The organism is Peribacillus muralis (assembly GCF_001645685.2).
Lineage (GTDB): Bacteria > Bacillota > Bacilli > Bacillales > DSM-1321 > Peribacillus > Peribacillus muralis_A.
Window position 1 is genome coordinate 2893821 of the sequence record NZ_CP017080.1, and the last position, 16390, is coordinate 2910210.

Below are 16390 nucleotides of genomic sequence, written 5' to 3' on the forward strand. Positions count from 1 at the left end.
GTTCTATGCAAAAGGGAAACTATTTCCTTTTCAAAAAAAAAAGCAGGAAACGGCAACATCCCGTCTCCTGCTTTAATCTATAGTGTGTTAATTCGTATCGACAAACTGCCTGATCTCTTCGACCAATCTCCTTGGAGATTCTTGCATACTCATGTGGCCGCAACCTTCAAGGGTAATTTCCTGAATATGGTTACCTTTTACGGAAAAAGTTTTTTCTGCAGGTATGACCTTATCATGTTCACCTGCAATTAAAAGGACAGGCAGCTTCGTTGTTTTTAGTACATGATTTCTGTCCACTCTATTCCTCATCGCATGTAATGAGCCAATCGCTCCACTTTCACTTGTTTTGTATCCGATTTCCTTCATTGGTTCTATGCGAGTGTCATCTGAATGGGCGAAAAGCTTAGGCACAAGCCCATCAATGAAATCAGGTACCCCCTTCGCTTCGATGGTTTCAATGGATTTTAAACGACCTTCCTTACCCGCTTCATCATCAGGCAAGGCGGTGGAATGAACCAGTGAAAAACCAGACAATTTCCCAGGAAACCTATCAGCAAACGCCAAAGTAATATAGCCGCCGAGAGAATGTCCAAACATATAAACCTGATCGATTTCCAGCTCTTCCAGCACCGATGCGACATCATTTGCCATATCTTCGATTGAAAAAGATGCATCAATCGGTTCACTTTCACCGTGTCCCCGTAAATCGACAGCCACTATGCGGTATTCATCTTTTAATTTTGAGACGATATCATTCCAGTATTCAAGGCTTCCGCAAAAACCATGGATAAATAGCAACGTTTTATTTCCCTTCCCCGTATCTATGTAAGAAAGCTTGCTACTTTCTGTCATATTAATCCCTCATTTCCGATTATATTCATCCATAATGTTATTCCCCGTAGCTCCCCTTCTAAAACCTTCGTGCATTCACAAATCTTCAGGCTTCACATAGCCTATAGGCAAAGGAATTTTTAGAAAGGAGCACCGTGATGACCTCTTCTGAAAAAAACAATAATAGGACTCGAAGCGAACCGTTTACTCATTTCATCAATAAAATGGATCGGCTGTTTTCAGAAAGACCTCCTAAAGGCATGCTGCAATCTTTGGATGAATTCTTTGGTTCCACTAAAGAACGCGGCTTTCCGGTTGATATACAAGAATCAAATTCGGAATATATCCTGACAGCTACCCTGCCTGGCATCGCACGCAACCAAATATCGATTGATGTGCTGACACAGGCAGTGACCATATCGGCGAGGCAGCCCGAAAAACCGCATAAACAGCATGGCCCTCATGGCATGTTTCAAAAGGATGGCACTACAGGGAGCATGTCACGCACCATAACCTTTCAAAAACCAATTGATGATGCACATGTGACTGCACGCCATCGCGATGGCATCCTTACACTGCACCTGCCCAAAATTAGAGGAAATCGAATTGAAATCAATTAGGCAAAATTAAAAGCAGACTTAGAAAAGTGGCTGGGTCACTTGTAAGTCTGCCTTTTTTTTATTTATCATTAAACTTTAAAGAAGCCCCCTACCCCTTTGACCATTGAAGAAACTTGAGAAACCGTATTCATCATTTGTCCAGCTGTATTCATCATCTTCGTTATATCCATGGAGCCATCTTGGGTTTTGAATTGGTTCATCACCGATTTGATGCCTGATGGCTGAGGCTTTTGCATGAACTGCTGTTTCGGATAAGGGTTATGGGCCTGCTGTTGTCCAATAGGTGGCCTTTTGGCTGGCAACAGTGGGTTGTCGAAAGGGCTGAACGCTTGCTGCTGCGGATACTGATTGTACTGATTCGATTGCATGTGTGGCATGTAATGCATTTGCGGCATTTGCTGCGTTGGCTGCATTTGCGGTGTCGGCTGCATTTGCGGTGTCAGCTGCATTTGCGGTGTCGGCTGCATTTGCTGCGTTGGCTGCATTTGCGGTGTCGGGGACATCGGCTGCATGACACTGTTTCCCGGATGCTGCGCACTTACAGGAATTGTCTGCGGCTGACTTTGTTGAAATGGCTGATAGGCACCCTGCTGATAATTATCATGAAATGGCAGCATATAGCCCTCCGAATTTTGCGGATATGAGGGAAAGAAGGTTTCATGATTCTGTTCATTTTGCAAGGGATACTGCATGTGCTGTTGGTATCCACCCCCGTAGTCCGGCAGTGATTGAGGATACTGTCCTGGATGTGGGGAGAATTGGTTAAAACCGGATCTCATCATGCTCAATGAGCCCTCCTCTCTTTTCATTACATCGTTCTGATAATATATGAAAAAAGAGGAAATAAAGTGTAGGTGTTTTTTATGATAATATCCGTGCGATTTCCGCTTTTACATTATGCAAAATAAAGTCGACGGATTGGACATGACTTTTGAATCGCTTATAGCTGGTCTTCGGAAAAAATGCCTGTACGGCTACATCGGAAAGGTTATGGGCTGTTTGTTCGATTTGCTCAGGGAACAGATGCTTGAATTCGGTTTCCCTCATCCATTGCTTCATTCCAGCTTCCCACTCGTCGCACGCTTCCCTTACCTGATCAGCAAATGGCTTGACTTCAGCATAAAAATCTTTTTCTTTTCCTTCTTCACGAACATCCTCATAGATATCATTCGCTTTTGCCGTATATGTTATTAATTCTTCTGTCAATCGTTGCAGCTTTTCTTTTTCCACAATGGATTCCTCCGGAGATTTTTCCCTAAGTATAATCCAGTTCCTGAAAAAATGAAATTTTGGGCTTATATCTGCACTTCAGTCAGAATTTTGGGCTTATTCACCGATTTCTCCGTAATGAAGGAAAAGGAACGGTCATCTGCAGTATTCACCCAAAAATCCTCGGCTTTCTCTATGGCCTCCTGGGCATCATTCACCAATGTATATTGCTCTGCCCATAGTTTGCACCGTACTGTATTAACAGTTTCCCCATATGAAAGTTCCAAGCGATCCAGGCTGGTACTGATCTCAGCTATCATCCTCAATATTTCCTCTGTTGCTACACTTTTATTGACCATGCTGACCCCTCCCATTCTTTACCTGTACTATTCTTTTTTTTATCTTAAAGCCCTTCATGCCTGACAAAACTAGAAGCGAATCGGCAAAGAAAGTGGAATTCACTTAATTTATTATGCCCTTCGACAACAATGGCAGAATGAAGATTGGACTTTTAAACAAAAATACATCATATAGGAGGTGATTTCATGCAGTCGAATGACAGCAAAGAGCAAGAGTACGAAAAACGACAAAAGCCGCCCTCTAAAAAGGCAGGAACCGGCAACCCGAAACTTAGCGGGAAAAACCATCCCTCAACGTAACGGATGAAGGTTAGCACCACGAACAGGGAAGGTTTTATACGCTGCCTTCCCTGTTTACTTTCTAATAAATCCAATTCTTGACCATTACGGCTAGGTGAAGCTGTTTCTGCTTATGGTCATACCATTCGGTCAATTGCGGGTCTTCCTCCCACTCCGGCTCAATGAACCAATCCTTTTTTACTCTCCTGAACATATCCCACTGTTCTGTCTTCCCTGCTTGATGGGAAATCACCGGATAAACTCTTCGCAGCATCGGAGTTTCATGGAATCTCGGTTCATCCCTATATTGTTCATAATCAAGTCTAGCCCCGGTCGGCTCCGTTCTATAGGAAAACTCAAGAAATTGCGGAAACAATTCTTCGGAAAACAAGAGGCCGGCCAACCTTTTCCCCAATTTGATCCTTTCATCGATATTTCTGAAATGGGAAACGGATGAGCCATAGAGCTTTCCATTGCAGGTGGGGAATAGCACAGTGCTAAAATGCATCCAATCCTGCAGGAAAAATAATAAAGAATGAAAAACGAAGGATTGTTTTTTGATAACCGGTTTTTCAATGATATTTTGTTCGTTTATTATAAGTGCAGTGACCAGTTTTTCTTTATTCCCGTGTTTCCAAAAGGCATTCCATGCCTTTGTCATGAATTGAGTAATGAAAAAAAAACGACATAAGTGAAACAAAGGGCGACCATTCCTCGTCGAATAGTGGTAGAGAAGTAATTGCGGATATGCATCTTGAAATATTCTCCAATTGGCTTCTTCATATGTAAGGAATAAGTGTCGCCTGTACTTAAGGCCCAGCATCCGGGAAAACCAAATCCCTTCAAGATCGCACATATTCCAGCCTGCATTCCTGGAGACCATTCCTGCTAAAAAAGACCATTGAATTTCGGGATGTTTTTTAAAAAATTGTTCATATGCCTTCGTTCTTGATATATTATCTCTATTCGCTCTTGCTGTTTGGACTTTTATGGAATGGAGCAATCGCTTTTCCGTCTTTGACAAATGCATTTAAGATATCAACCCTTCCTTAAGCGTGTGAATTGTGACATATCATTGTACTTAAACCCTATCGTTCTAAGAAACAATTCTTTTTATTCACATTTTGGATTCTTTTTTTGCTAATATAGATAAGTGAAAAAAAGGAGGGGTAAAAGTGGCATTTCATTATCCCAACGGACGAAGATTTGAACCGCAGGCCATGGAAGAAAAGAAAAGCCCACTAAAAAAAATCAGTTATAGCAACCGGGGAAAAACATTGGAAGACGACTTGAACGAAACCAACCAGTATTATTTAGCACACGGCATAGCCGTCATCCATAAAAAACCGACACCGATTCAAATTGTCGATGTCCACTACCCGAAGAGAAGTGCTGCCGTCATCAAGGAAGCTTACTTCAAACAAGCATCGACCACTGATTACAATGGTGTTTATAAAGGAAGGTACATTGATTTTGAGGCAAAGGAAACGAAAAATGGCAATTCCTTCCCCCTCAAGAACTTTCATGATCATCAAATTGAACATATGAAACACATCGTCCAGCATGACGGAATTGCCTTTGTGATCATCCGGTTCTCCGCAAAGGATGACATATACTTAATGAGTTCCGAGCAATTGAGTTTTTATTGGCAGAGAATGAAAGATGGCGGACGAAAATCCATTACTCTTAAAGAGGTTGAAAACAGCTCAAAGAAGATTACTCTTGGCTTTCAACCGAGAATTGACTATATTAAAGTAGTAGATTCGCTTATCGCAGAAAATTTTTAGTTTTTTTTAGAAAGGCAGGTTAGCTGTAATGGCTGAAAAATATAATACTAGAGAAGAGCGCCGAAAGCAGGGTCAGTCTCAAAAAAAGGTCCCGAAAAGCGGCCCTAAAAAGTCAACCAATATGCTTAAGCGCATTTTCCTTATACTCGTAACGATCGGGATCGTCGGATTGGTTACAGGAGGCGCGGCTTTGGCTTATTTTATAAGCGATGCCCCCAAGCTCGATGAAAAGTTATTGAAAGATCCAGTCACATCCAAAATACTTGATGAGAATGGCAAATTGCTGGCTGAAGTCGGTACCGAGAACCGGGATTTTGTCAATTATGAAGACATCCCCGATCTTGTCGAACATGCCTTCCTCGCAACGGAGGATTCCCGTTTTTATAAACATCACGGAGTAGATTTCCTACGTCTGGGCAGTGCCGTCATAGCCAACGTCAAAAACGGATTCGGCTCAGAGGGCGCAAGTACATTGACCCAGCAGGTCATCAAGCGTTCTTATTTGACGCCTGATAAGACCATTAAAAGGAAAGTCCAGGAAATGTGGCTATCCATCCAGCTTGAACGGAAATATACAAAAGAAGAAATTTTTGAAATGTATGTGAATAAGATTTTCTTTGCTAACCGTGCAAATGGGATCTTAACTGCATCACGAACCTACTATGGAAAAGACCTAAACGAATTGAAATTGAATGAAGCGGCCATGCTTGTCGGGTTACCGCAAAGCCCAAGCCGTTATGATCCGTACAAATATCCGGAACGCGCGAAGGAACGCCGTGATATCGTCCTTCACTTGATGAATAAACACGGATATATCACCGAAAAAGAAATGAAGGATGCACAAGCGATCGATATAAAAGAAGGACTGCAAGAAATTGATAAAAGTCAAATCGATACGACTGCTTACGATGCATTCATTGACTTAGTAATCGAAGAAGTCGGTGATATGGGTGACTATAACGTCTTCACCGATGGTTTGGAAATCCAAACGACGATCGATAAAGACGCCCAGGAATATGTTTACAAAATGCTGAACAGTGATGAAATCATCAATTATCCAAGTAAGGATCTTCAAGCTGGGATCACCTTACTGGATACGCAATCCGGTGAAATCAAAGCAGTCGGCGGCGGCAGGAATACGACGGTCAAACGCGGCTGGAATTACGCCACGGATGCCAAGCGTTCACCAGGATCGACAATCAAGCCGATTTTGGATTACGGTCCTGCTGTAGAATATTTGAATTGGTCCACCTACCAACCAATTAAAGATGAGGAATATTCATATACCAATGGAACTCCGCTTAAGAATGCGTCAGGCCGACATTATGGCACGGTAACCATTCGCGAAGCGTTGGCGCGGTCATTAAATATCCCTGCCTTGAAAACACTTCAGGAAGTCGGATTGGACAGGGCACGAGATTTTGCCGTCGAGCTCGGCATTCCCTTTGATAAGGAAATTACCGAATCAGCTTCACTTGGCGGCGGCAAGGACGTATCGACCCTTGAACTTGCCGGGGCTTATAGTTCATTCGGAAACAACGGGACTTATAATCAACCGCATAGTGTGAAAAAGATCGTTTTACGTGACAAAACGACCATCAAGAACAAAACTGAATCGAAGCCAGTCATGAAGGATTCCACTGCTTTCATCGTGACGGATATGTTGAAGAGCGTCTTGAATGAACCTTATGGAACAGGAAGGCTAGCGAATATACCTGGTCTGCCTGTAGCCGGTAAAACGGGATCAACCAATTTCACGCCTGAACAGCGTGCAGCAAACAACATCCCCTCTTCCGGTGTTAAAGATAGCTGGATGGCTGGATATACAACCAATTATACAGTCGCGGTTTGGGCTGGTTATGATAATGCATCAGGCAAAAAACTGGAATACCTTGGAGATTCATCGCAAAGGATTCCTAAGGCGATCTTTAAGAATTTGATGGAGCATATGGCGCAAACAAAGGAAACGAAGGACTTTGATCAACCGGACAGCGTTGTGAAGGTTGGCGTCATTAAAGGTTCGAATCCAGCGGTAAAAGCCAATGCCTATACACCGAGCAGTAAAATCACTTATGAGTATTATGTTAAAGGCCATGAGCCGACACAGGTGACGACAGAATATGAAAAAATCGACAAACCTAGTATAAGTGCTTCTTACGATCAAGAAGGTAATCAAATCAACCTATCATGGGCATATCCTAAAGGTGACGGAGATACTCAATTCGAGGTGAAGATGTCCGTTGATGGCGGTGCTCAGAGTGTATTGAAGAAATCGAAGGATACTAGTTTAACGATTCCAAAACCAAACCCAGGAAGTAAATATACCTTCTCTGTGGTAGCTTTGGCGGATGGTCAACAAAGTGACCCTGCAAGCACCTCCGTGAATATCCCTGCAGAAGCGGAGGATCCGGAAGGTACGGATGATGAGATTAAAGATCCGGCTGAAGATGAAAATCCTGATCAAGAAACGCCGGCTGAAGGCGATGAAGATAAGCAGGATGAAGACAAAAACAACAATGGCGATACTGATAATGGCAATACCGATAATAATGGCAACACTGATAATAATGGGAACGGCAACACTGATAATAATGGCAATGGCAACAACCCGGATGACGGAAAAGGCAAAGATGATGAAAACGGTGAGGATGGGAATACCGGTACCGACCCTGGTACGGTGGAAGAAGATAAACCCGCGGAAACTCCTGCCCCTGAGCCTGATCCGGAAAAAGATAAAGACCAGGATAATGGTAACAATGGTTAACTAAACAAACAAAACCGTCCAGGCTATAACCTAGGCGGTTTTGTTTATCTTCAAAAAGAACTCTATCTTAGAGCAACCTATTAAACCTAATTTTCACGCAAAGTGAAGTGGAATGAAGCAGTTAAACTATCAAATCAAAAAAACGTCTAAGCTTCCGCTTGGACGTTTTTTTTGACATGTGCATGTTTCATCATGTATTTGGCATATTGTTTTTCAAATTCTTGGAACAGCTCGCTAAGCTGCCTATATGAGGGATAGAAAGCCGGTCTGGAAAGGATGAACGCAAGCCTTTCAGCCACATTAACCGGAATCGTATGGAAGGACTCCATTTGCTCCTGCCAGGCTCTCAGCATCACAGGCCTTCCATGCAACCAGAAAACTGCTGCCAAAAATAAGCTGATTCCCCTCTTCATAAGTTCTAAGGTCTGTCCTGCTTTCCGTTCTGAAAACAGCAATCTGCATTCCGTCTCAATTTGCTTCCAGTTTTCCAGAATTTCCTTTATATGCTCAGCCCCCTTTGTCCAGGGTGTATATGAAACCACTTCATTTAAATACAGGACTTCAAATGGAAAAGCCTCAAATGGAATTGACTCACTCCAAGCTGCATAGTGTCCTGTTTCTAAAATAATTTCCTTTTCAGGGAAAAATAAGGGATGATTCAATTGCTTGGGCACTTTTAATGATAGGAACTGCGTCAAATGGCTTCTTTCCTTTTCATTCGTTTTTTTCCTTCACGGCATAAATCAAGAAGTGGACAGATTTCACATTGTGGTGACTGGGCCTTGCAATGATAGCGTCCAAAGAAGATCAAACGGTGATGCGTAACGGACCATTCATCCTTCGGAACCTTAACCATCAATGCTTTTTCAACCTCTAAGACACTATCCTTCCAGCGGCAAAATCCCAAACGCTTGGAAACACGCTCTACATGCGTATCCACTGCTATCGCTGGCACATGATAGGCTACGGAAACGACCACATTCGCCGTCTTTCTTCCGACACCTGGTAATTTAACTAGCTCATCACGGTCCCGGGGCACTACCTTCCCATAATCGTCGATCAGCATGCGCGAAAGCTTTTGAATATTTTTAGCCTTGTTACGAAACAAACCGATCGAGCGAATGTCATTTTCCAACTCTTCTATCGGAACGCTTATGTAATCCTCAGGCGTTTTATATTTTTGAAAAAGATCCTTCGTGACTTTATTGACCAATACGTCGGTACATTGAGCTGAAAGTGCAACAGCAATCACCAATTCAAATGGATTGGAATGATTCAGCTCACAATGGGCATCGGGAAACATTTCCCCCATTGTATCCAGACAATATCGAATTTGAGCTTTGTTCAACATTTTCGTTCTCCTTCATTTGCATTACTGCTCTAGCCAATTATAAAAGGGCACATCTTTGATTGGTTGTGCAGTTTCCGTTTTACGTTCCCTCTTTTGATGGACTCTGAACTTTTGTCCTTGCTCCCTTGCCTGTGACAAAGTTTTTATCCCATTCTTTTTCCACTCGAACAATATTCGATCAATGTAACGGAAATTCAATTTCCCGGAAATGACTGATTCCCTGAGCGCTGACTTAATGATTTCAGGTTGGTGGTCATCCTCCATCCACATTGCCAATGTCTCACATTCAAAAGGAGATAGCGGACGGCCAAATTCCTGTTCGAAAATCGTATAGAGGCTCTCCTCCGCTTTTTGCACTTCAGCCGATTCTGCCTGCTTCAACGTTTTCAGGAAACAGTCCATCATTTTTTCATATAGCGGAGCTAGCGAATATTTTTCCTGGCCAATTTCTTGATTTTCTTCAACAGCCATTTGCACGAATCCCCTTTGAACCAACCGCTGAATCAAGAATAGACACTCCGTCTCCTGAAGGGTCATTCGATCGGATATTTGGGATGGTGCAGGAAAATGGTTACCTTTATCGATAAAGCTTTGCAATTGTAATAATAGGACCATTTCTTGCTCATTAAGTCCCAATGACTTATAGTTAGTCAACAAAAAGGATGGAATTGTTATCGTTCCTTCCTTAAACCACGCATATAAATGTTCTTTATTCATGTTTTTGGACACCTCGTTTTAAGTATAACATGAATACGGCTCCCCGAATAAGTTTATAATTTTAACAAAAAACGGTTATCTGCCAAAAATGACAAGATAACCGCTTCATCAAGAAATCAAGGATATAATCGATTCAATAGACGTGGGAACGGAATCGTCTCACGGACATGCTCCACACCGCTGATCCATGCAACCGTCCGTTCCAACCCCAAACCGAAGCCTGAATGTGGTACAGAGCCGTATTTTCTTAATTCCATATACCATTTGTATGCATCTTCGCTCAATCCATGCTCATTTATTCTCTGTTCAAGCAATTTTTGATCATGAATTCGCTCCGAACCGCCAATGATTTCTCCATATCCTTCTGGGGCAATCAAATCTGCACAAAGAACGACTTCCTCCCTACCAGGGGCTGGCTGCATATAGAAAGGTTTGATTTTAGTTGGATAATGCGTGATGAAAACCGGCTTATCGTAACTTTCAGCAATTGCCGTTTCATGCGGAGCCCCAAAGTCATCACCCCATTGTATATCTTCAAATCCCTGTTCATGAAGGAATTTAATCGCATCATCGTACGTGATCCTCGGGAAAGGAGCTTGTATTTGTTCAAGTTTGGCCGTGTCCCGGCCTAAGGTATTAAGCTCAAGCTGGCAATTTTTCAACACCGACTGGATGACGGAAGAAACGAACTGTTCCTGAACCTCCAGGTTTTCATTAAATTCGATGAAGGCCATTTCAGGTTCAATCATCCAAAACTCGATTAAATGACGTCTTGTTTTGGATTTTTCAGCGCGGAAAGTCGGTCCGAAGGAAAATACCTTTCCTAGCGCCATGGCTGCCGCTTCCATATAAAGCTGACCGCTTTGTGAAAGGTATGCATCTTCATCAAAATATTTAGTTGCAAACAATTCACTCGTTCCCTCTGGAGCGCTGCCAGTCAAAATCGGGGGATCTACCTTGACGAATCCTTCTTCATTGAAGAATTCATATGTAGCACGGATGATTTCGTTGCGGATTTTCATGACAGCATGCTGACGTTTTGAACGCAGCCACAGATGGCGATTATCCATCAAAAATTCAGGTCCATGTGCTTTAGGTGTAATCGGGTAATCCAATGATTCATGAATGATTTCAATATCTTTCACTTGTAATTCAAAGCCGAACGGCGAACGTTCATCCTTTTGGATCACACCCGTTACGTACAAGGATGTCTCTTGTGTAACCGATTTCGCACGGGCAAAAATTTCTTCACCCACTTCAGCCTTCACGACCACCCCTTGAATGAAACCGGAGCCATCACGAATTTGAAGGAAAGCAATCTTCCCACTGGAACGTTTGCTGGCAAGCCAGCCTCCAATCGTAACTTCTTGATCGACGAACTTGCTTGCATCTTTTATTGTAATTTTCACGGAATTTCCCTCCAAAAATAGCTTAACTTACTAAGGAATTTACTCTACTTATTATACCTATAGCCCTCCTTACAAGCAAATAAATCTCCTATCGGATATTCACCCGCTCTCAATCATCTTTTTGGAAGCCGACTCACAGGTAGCTTGATGGTTTGCTTATTTACAAGTCCGAAGAATGTCGGGCTGTAATCAAAACCAAAATCATGAAATGTTCTCCAATCATCCATATTATAACCGGCTATCGATCACATCCAGTCTCATGACCTGCTAACCTAGCTTTTACCTATATATGCGGAACAAATATTTTACTTTTTTTTACTCATTATCCTTAATAATCTAAAAATGTTGAACTTGAACAAAAAATCATATACGATATCATATATGATTGTAAAAAATTTCGAGGGGTGAGAGCATTGGTAAAAGCAAGGGTGAGACTTAAAGATTCCGAGTTTTCAGTAAATGTTCATGTTTCTGATCGTCATTTGGAAATGAACGGAAAAAACTATGAATTATCTCAGGTGAGTCTGGATATTCCGATTACAGGAACCGTATATGGAACATTATTAAACTTCCAAGGATCATTGGAAGCGCTGAAGGAACAAGTACACCACCCACCATATAATCAACCGCCTATAGGTCCGGTGCTTTATATTAAGCCCAGAAACACATTTTCTGCTTTTGCGAAACCAATTCCCCTTCCAGCTGGGGTACCTGAATTGGAAATCGGTGCATCACTTGGAATTGTAATCAGCAAGACAGCTACAAGAGTCAAGAAAGCACAGGCAATGGATTATATAGAAGGATTTACGATCGTCAATGATATTAGTATCCCCCATGAAAGCGTTTACCGACCGGCGGTCCGTTTTAAAGCCCGTGATGGTTTTTGCCCGATCGGCCCTTGGGTAGTAACTAAAGATTCGATCTTGGATCCCGATTGTTTAGGAATCCGTGTGTATATTAATGGGGAGCTAAGGCAAGAAAATACAACAGCCAATCTCATACGGCCCATTTCCCGGCTCATTGAAGATGTAACGGACTTCATGACCTTGAATGCCGGGGACGTTCTTTTAGTCGGAGTACCGGAGAATGCCCCTCTCGCGAAGGCGAATGATCATATCAGAATCGAAATAGACGAAATTGGTTATTTGGAAAATCCAATTATACCGGAAGAAAAACTAGCGATGGAGGGGATATCATGAAAAATGCACGTGTAGCCTATGCTGGTGCCATCCATCAGGCATGCGAATTCAATGGACAGCTAAAATTGGCAGATGGTCGGATCGTTGATGAGCAAGATGTTATCTGGCTTCCTCCGTTGGAGCCCCGTACAGTATTCGCATTAGGTTTGAATTATGCTGACCATGCAAAGGAACTTGCTTTTAAAGCCCCTGAAGAACCCCTGGCTTTCTTAAAAGGGCCCAATACTTTCATCGGACATCGGGGGCAGACAAAACGGCCCATTGATGCCACATATATGCATTATGAATGCGAACTGGCTGTCGTCATCGGAAAAACGGCGAAGAACGTAAAAAAGGAAGAAGCATTCGAATATGTTTGCGGTTATACCATTGCCAATGATTATGCAATAAGAGATTACCTCGAGAACTACTACCGCCCGAACTTAAAGGTTAAAAATCGCGATACTTGCACCCCGATTGGCCCATGGCTCGTCGATGCTAGAGATATTCCAGACCCGATGAACCTTAAGCTGAAGACTTACGTGAACGGGAAATTGACCCAGGAAGGCAATACGTCCGATATGATATTCGGAATTGCTGAATTAATTCAATACTTCAGCAGTTTCATGACACTGAGTCCAGGTGATGTGATATTGACCGGAACACCTGAAGGCTTGGCGGATACCGCTGTAGGCGACGAAATCACAACGGAAATTGAAGGAATCGGGAAGCTCGTCAGCACCATTGTCAGTGACGATATCTTCACGAAAGGACAGGACCATTCGCACATAAAAATTCCTTATTAATAGAAAGGATCAATCATATGCCTCATATCATTATAGAATACACGGACAATATTAAGGAAGACATCCTGATTGAAGAATTATTAAAGAAAATGAATGATGTATTGATTTCCTATCCCTCCATCTTTCCGATTGGCGGCATTCGTTCCCGTGCCATTGAACTGAAGCATTATCGGGTTGCCGATGGCACAGAGAATGATGCCTTTGTTCACGCCATGCTGAAAATTGGCGCAGGAAGAAATGAGCCTGATAAGACTAACGTATGCGATTTGCTTTTTGCAACGATGGAAGCCCATTTCGCAACGCTCTTTTCCAAAAGATATCTCGCCCTTTCCATGGAGCTTGTGGAATTCAGTGAGTCGGGCACATATAAAAAGAATAATATTCATGATCGATATAAGTGAAACTTTATATTTAATTCCAATTCAAAGGCCTTCCCTATAATTAGGAAGGCCTTTGATTATTACACTCTATATAGATCAGTTGATTTCTGCGAGATGTTCAGAGCGGTTTAAAAACTCCTTGACGCGGTCCACATATTCCTGTTTGTCGTAGCCGTTATATAATGCGCTTGCCATCCGGATCGGATCTCCAAAAAAGAACCGTTCATACAGCGTTTGTCTTGTGCCAAATGAGCTCATGCACACATCCCAAGCCAGCCGGTACAACCTGACCCTTTCATATGCCGGCCCATTTGCTGCCTGAAGATATTTATCTAAATCTGGCCGGAGCTCAGAATTGAAATCCGCCTCATTCGGAATGGCCATTAAGCCGCTCGCTCCAAGAAGCTGCATGATTTCACTGAACCTCGGATAAATTTTCGGATAATAATTACGGGCAATGTTCAGCGGGGTGAAATCCGGAGTCATAATTCCCCACTTATCCAATTTTGCATTTGCCTCAGAGGCTGTAATGAATGCCTTCACCGTTTCAAGTGCAATGATGACTTCCGAAATCTTTTCCTGGACATGCTGATACTGCCCAATGTTGATCGTTTCCACCATCAGTTGCAAAATCCCCAAGATGAACTCCGTTTTTGCGATATTCTTTGCTACCACCTGATGCGTCATATGGACAACGGCATTACTTTCATTATAAGCTTGGTTACAAATGCCAACATCCCCGTAGGCAAATACCCGATTCCAAGGAACGACCACATCATCAAAAACGATGATTGCATCCATTTCCTCAAATCTTGAGCCAAGCGGATGGTCATAATGTGATTTGCCATAATCGAAGGTTTCTCGACAAATGAACTTTAGTCCTGGAGTGTTATTGGGGATGGAGAAGGCGAAAGCATAAGGATTTTCTTCTTCCGATTGCTTAAGTAATGTTGAAGGAAAAACCATGATTTCATCCGTTATCCCCCCCTGTGTAGCAAGTAGCCTCGCTCCTTTAATAATGAGCCCTTCTGAATTCTTGCCCGCTATCCTGGCGGCGATGTATGGATCGGGAAGCTTTGCCGCACTTACTCCCCTATTGACCTGCGGCTGGATCAGGGTATGTGTCAATGACAAATCCTTTTCCCTGCAGAGCTCATAATAAGCTTTCATATTTTTTGCAAATGCCGGATCCTGCGTGCCGAACATGTCCGCAGCCGAGCCATAGGCCATCAGCCCGCTATTGATATAATCAGGAGACCTTCCCATCATGCCATTATTATGACGAGCCCATTCCTGAATCATATTTCTTCTTGTTTCAAGATCTTCCTTCGTCCGCGGCTGCAAGAATGAAGTCCCCACCCTATCATTCGAGGTTGGCGAGATGTATGTCATGATATCTTGTTTTTTGGGGTCATGCTGAAGGTCATATAATTCAGCCTGGGTTTTCATGACTCCCATGAATGCGGGATGTTCACTGAACTTACCCTTCACTTGCTCCCCATCGATCCATACATTCGCCCCTGCTTCGTCCACCCCATTAATATATTCTTCCCCTGTTTTCGCTGGCATCTAGTATCCTCCTTTAATCCAATGATAATGAAGCGCTTATAAAATACGGTTCTGAAAATGCCGAAATCTGCCGTCCAATTTTTGAAAACCCTTCCTGCAACAAACGACAGCTTGAAGCCGCAGGCCTAGATCATGAATTCAGGCTTCTTTTTTTCAAGGATGGGATCTTCAAGGAGAACTTCTTCGCGCGTGATGATATCAAGGACGACGGAAGCCTCATCGAACCAAGAATCAGGAGCCTTGGCACCCCAGAAGGTCTGTCGCCTCGGATCATCCAAATCCCAATGGATCGGTTCATTATCAGGATCGGACGTTAAATAATCGCCATTGTATAATTCGATCCTATGTCCATCCGGATCTCTTAAATAAAGGAAAAATGCGTTGGAAAGACCATGCCTTCCGGGTCCGCGTTCAATGGACTGGGCATAACCGAGTGATGCCAGCACATCACAGGCATGGATGATCGCGAGCGGGTCCGGCAGCCAGAAGCCGATATGGTGCAGCTTTGGACCAACACCATTCATGAAGGCCTGATCATGGACCGTTTGTTTCCTATGCAGCCATGTAGCCCATAAATGCCCCGCCTCATCGATTGTATCTTCCGAGCATACAAAACCTAATTCTTTGACATAAAAGTCATGGGCTTTTTGTACATTGGGAACGCTGCAATTCACATGATCGATTCTCTGGACCCTTGAGCCTCTGTGCAAATCGAATCGTTGCAGCAGTCTCTCCGCTTTATCCATTTTGCAAAAAAACTCCATTGGCAGGCCGGAAATGTCCTGAACACGAAGCGTCCTGCCTAAAGCATGCTGCGTTCCAGCCTCCATCCACTTCATTTTCATCCCTTTGGATTTCAGAAATATTTCCAGTTCATTTAAATCCTCCTCTTTTTCAACCTTGTACCCTATCGCCTCCACGCTAGGATTTTCCGCCTTTTGCAGGATCAGCGAATGATGGTGCGCTTCCTCCAGTCCGCGTAGATAAATGTGTTCATCCGTTCTTTCCGTTTCAATAAAACCTAAGGCGTCCACATAGAATGCCCTCGATTTGTCTAAATCGGTAACATTAAGGATCGTTCTCGCAACACGAATAATGGAAAAGTTCATAGAGTTCTCCCCTTCTTAATCT

At 43.0% G+C, this 16390-nt stretch carries 17 protein-coding genes; 6 read left to right on the forward strand and 11 right to left on the reverse strand.

Annotated elements, in window-relative coordinates; genetic code table 11:
* Nucleotides 1–87: 87 nt before the first annotated feature.
* Nucleotides 88–852 carry an alpha/beta fold hydrolase gene (locus tag ABE28_RS14010; RefSeq protein WP_064462955.1) on the reverse strand — a complete coding sequence of 255 codons (765 nt, stop codon included), beginning with the start codon at nucleotides 850–852 and terminating at the stop codon, nucleotides 88–90.
* Between the two features lie 137 nt (nucleotides 853–989).
* Between ABE28_RS14010 and ABE28_RS14015 the strand changes: the two genes are divergently transcribed.
* Nucleotides 990–1451: an Hsp20/alpha crystallin family protein gene (locus tag ABE28_RS14015; protein ID WP_064462957.1), complete on the forward strand. Its 462-nt coding sequence runs from the start codon at nucleotides 990–992 to the stop codon at nucleotides 1449–1451.
* A gap of 68 nt (nucleotides 1452–1519) precedes the next feature.
* On the opposite strand, the gene ABE28_RS25525 is transcribed toward ABE28_RS14015, so the two are convergent.
* From ABE28_RS25525 to ABE28_RS14035, 4 genes are all read right to left on the reverse strand, one after another.
* Nucleotides 1520–2233, reverse strand: coding sequence for a YppG family protein (locus tag ABE28_RS25525; RefSeq protein ID WP_064462959.1), 714 nt, complete (start codon nucleotides 2231–2233; stop codon nucleotides 1520–1522).
* Nucleotides 2234–2312: 79 nt separating this feature from the next.
* Nucleotides 2313–2681 carry a YppE family protein gene (locus tag ABE28_RS14025; RefSeq protein ID WP_064462961.1) on the reverse strand — a complete coding sequence of 123 codons (369 nt, stop codon included), beginning with the start codon at nucleotides 2679–2681 and terminating at the stop codon, nucleotides 2313–2315.
* A 65-nt stretch (nucleotides 2682–2746) separates the two neighbouring features.
* Nucleotides 2747–3019: a hypothetical protein gene (locus ABE28_RS14030; protein ID WP_064462963.1), complete on the reverse strand. Its 273-nt coding sequence runs from the start codon at nucleotides 3017–3019 to the stop codon at nucleotides 2747–2749.
* Nucleotides 3020–3380: 361 nt separating this feature from the next.
* A complete protein-coding gene (locus ABE28_RS14035) occupies nucleotides 3381–4328 on the reverse strand; it encodes a DUF2515 family protein (RefSeq protein ID WP_064462965.1) in 948 nt (315 codons plus the stop codon).
* A gap of 145 nt (nucleotides 4329–4473) precedes the next feature.
* On the opposite strand from ABE28_RS14035, the gene recU reads away from it, so the two are divergent.
* Complete coding sequence (gene recU, locus ABE28_RS14040; protein ID WP_083232095.1) at nucleotides 4474–5085, forward strand: Holliday junction resolvase RecU; 612 nt, start codon at nucleotides 4474–4476, stop codon at nucleotides 5083–5085.
* A gap of 28 nt (nucleotides 5086–5113) precedes the next feature.
* Nucleotides 5114–7849, forward strand: coding sequence for a PBP1A family penicillin-binding protein (locus tag ABE28_RS14045; RefSeq protein WP_064462967.1), 2736 nt, complete (start codon nucleotides 5114–5116; stop codon nucleotides 7847–7849).
* Between the two features lie 146 nt (nucleotides 7850–7995).
* Here the strand turns inward: ABE28_RS14045 and ABE28_RS14050 are convergent, their stop codons facing one another.
* The 4 genes from ABE28_RS14050 to asnS all read right to left on the reverse strand — a co-directional run bounded on the left by ABE28_RS14050 (nucleotide 7996) and on the right by asnS (nucleotide 11326).
* The gene (locus tag ABE28_RS14050) at nucleotides 7996–8547 is read right to left on the reverse strand and encodes a YpoC family protein (RefSeq protein WP_064462969.1); all 552 of its coding nucleotides are present in this window, start codon (nucleotides 8545–8547) and stop codon (nucleotides 7996–7998) included.
* Nucleotides 8544–9200: an endonuclease III gene (gene nth, locus ABE28_RS14055; protein ID WP_064462971.1), complete on the reverse strand. Its 657-nt coding sequence runs from the start codon at nucleotides 9198–9200 to the stop codon at nucleotides 8544–8546. Before nth ends, ABE28_RS14050 begins: the two co-directional genes overlap by 4 nt.
* 21 nt (nucleotides 9201–9221) lie before the next feature.
* Complete coding sequence (locus ABE28_RS14060) at nucleotides 9222–9917, reverse strand: DnaD domain-containing protein (RefSeq protein ID WP_064462973.1); 696 nt, start codon at nucleotides 9915–9917, stop codon at nucleotides 9222–9224.
* A gap of 116 nt (nucleotides 9918–10033) precedes the next feature.
* Nucleotides 10034–11326 (reverse strand): asparagine--tRNA ligase, encoded by a 1293-nt coding sequence (asnS, locus tag ABE28_RS14065; protein ID WP_064462975.1) that lies wholly within the window; start codon nucleotides 11324–11326, stop codon nucleotides 10034–10036.
* 404 nt (nucleotides 11327–11730) lie between these two features.
* On the opposite strand from asnS, the gene ABE28_RS14070 reads away from it, so the two are divergent.
* Genes ABE28_RS14070 through ABE28_RS14080 form a run of 3 tightly spaced genes read left to right on the forward strand, consistent with a single transcriptional unit; the run spans nucleotide 11731 to nucleotide 13711 of the window.
* Nucleotides 11731–12525, forward strand: coding sequence for a fumarylacetoacetate hydrolase family protein (locus ABE28_RS14070; RefSeq protein ID WP_064462977.1), 795 nt, complete (start codon nucleotides 11731–11733; stop codon nucleotides 12523–12525).
* Nucleotides 12522–13310, forward strand: a complete 789-nt coding sequence (locus tag ABE28_RS14075) for a fumarylacetoacetate hydrolase family protein (protein ID WP_064462979.1) — start codon at nucleotides 12522–12524, stop codon at nucleotides 13308–13310. Before ABE28_RS14070 ends, ABE28_RS14075 begins: the two co-directional genes overlap by 4 nt.
* A 17-nt stretch (nucleotides 13311–13327) precedes the next feature.
* Nucleotides 13328–13711 (forward strand): 5-carboxymethyl-2-hydroxymuconate Delta-isomerase, encoded by a 384-nt coding sequence (locus ABE28_RS14080; protein WP_064462981.1) that lies wholly within the window; start codon nucleotides 13328–13330, stop codon nucleotides 13709–13711.
* Between the two features lie 75 nt (nucleotides 13712–13786).
* Here the strand turns inward: ABE28_RS14080 and hpaB are convergent, their stop codons facing one another.
* A complete protein-coding gene (gene hpaB, locus ABE28_RS14085; RefSeq protein WP_064462983.1) occupies nucleotides 13787–15259 on the reverse strand; it encodes a 4-hydroxyphenylacetate 3-monooxygenase, oxygenase component in 1473 nt (490 codons plus the stop codon).
* A gap of 125 nt (nucleotides 15260–15384) precedes the next feature.
* The gene (hpaD, locus tag ABE28_RS14090) at nucleotides 15385–16368 is read right to left on the reverse strand and encodes a 3,4-dihydroxyphenylacetate 2,3-dioxygenase (protein WP_064462985.1); all 984 of its coding nucleotides are present in this window, start codon (nucleotides 16366–16368) and stop codon (nucleotides 15385–15387) included.
* Nucleotides 16369–16390 lie beyond the last annotated feature (22 nt).

Coding starts and splice junctions, on each gene's coding strand:
- nth (WP_064462971.1), bottom strand. CDS start 9,200: ATGTTGAACAAAGCTCAAATTCGATATTGTCTGGATACAATGGGGGAA.
- ABE28_RS25525 (WP_064462959.1), bottom strand. CDS start 2,233: ATGATGAGATCCGGTTTTAACCAATTCTCCCCACATCCAGGACAGTAT.
- ABE28_RS14045 (WP_064462967.1), top strand. CDS start 5,114: ATGGCTGAAAAATATAATACTAGAGAAGAGCGCCGAAAGCAGGGTCAG.
- ABE28_RS14030 (WP_064462963.1), bottom strand. CDS start 3,019: ATGGTCAATAAAAGTGTAGCAACAGAGGAAATATTGAGGATGATAGCT.
- hpaB (WP_064462983.1), bottom strand. CDS start 15,259: ATGCCAGCGAAAACAGGGGAAGAATATATTAATGGGGTGGACGAAGCA.
- ABE28_RS14075 (WP_064462979.1), top strand. CDS start 12,522: ATGAAAAATGCACGTGTAGCCTATGCTGGTGCCATCCATCAGGCATGC.
- ABE28_RS14080 (WP_064462981.1), top strand. CDS start 13,328: ATGCCTCATATCATTATAGAATACACGGACAATATTAAGGAAGACATC.
- ABE28_RS14035 (WP_064462965.1), bottom strand. CDS start 4,328: ATGCATTTGTCAAAGACGGAAAAGCGATTGCTCCATTCCATAAAAGTC.
- ABE28_RS14010 (WP_064462955.1), bottom strand. CDS start 852: ATGACAGAAAGTAGCAAGCTTTCTTACATAGATACGGGGAAGGGAAAT.
- hpaD (WP_064462985.1), bottom strand. CDS start 16,368: ATGAACTTTTCCATTATTCGTGTTGCGAGAACGATCCTTAATGTTACC.
- ABE28_RS14060 (WP_064462973.1), bottom strand. CDS start 9,917: ATGAATAAAGAACATTTATATGCGTGGTTTAAGGAAGGAACGATAACA.
- ABE28_RS14015 (WP_064462957.1), top strand. CDS start 990: ATGACCTCTTCTGAAAAAAACAATAATAGGACTCGAAGCGAACCGTTT.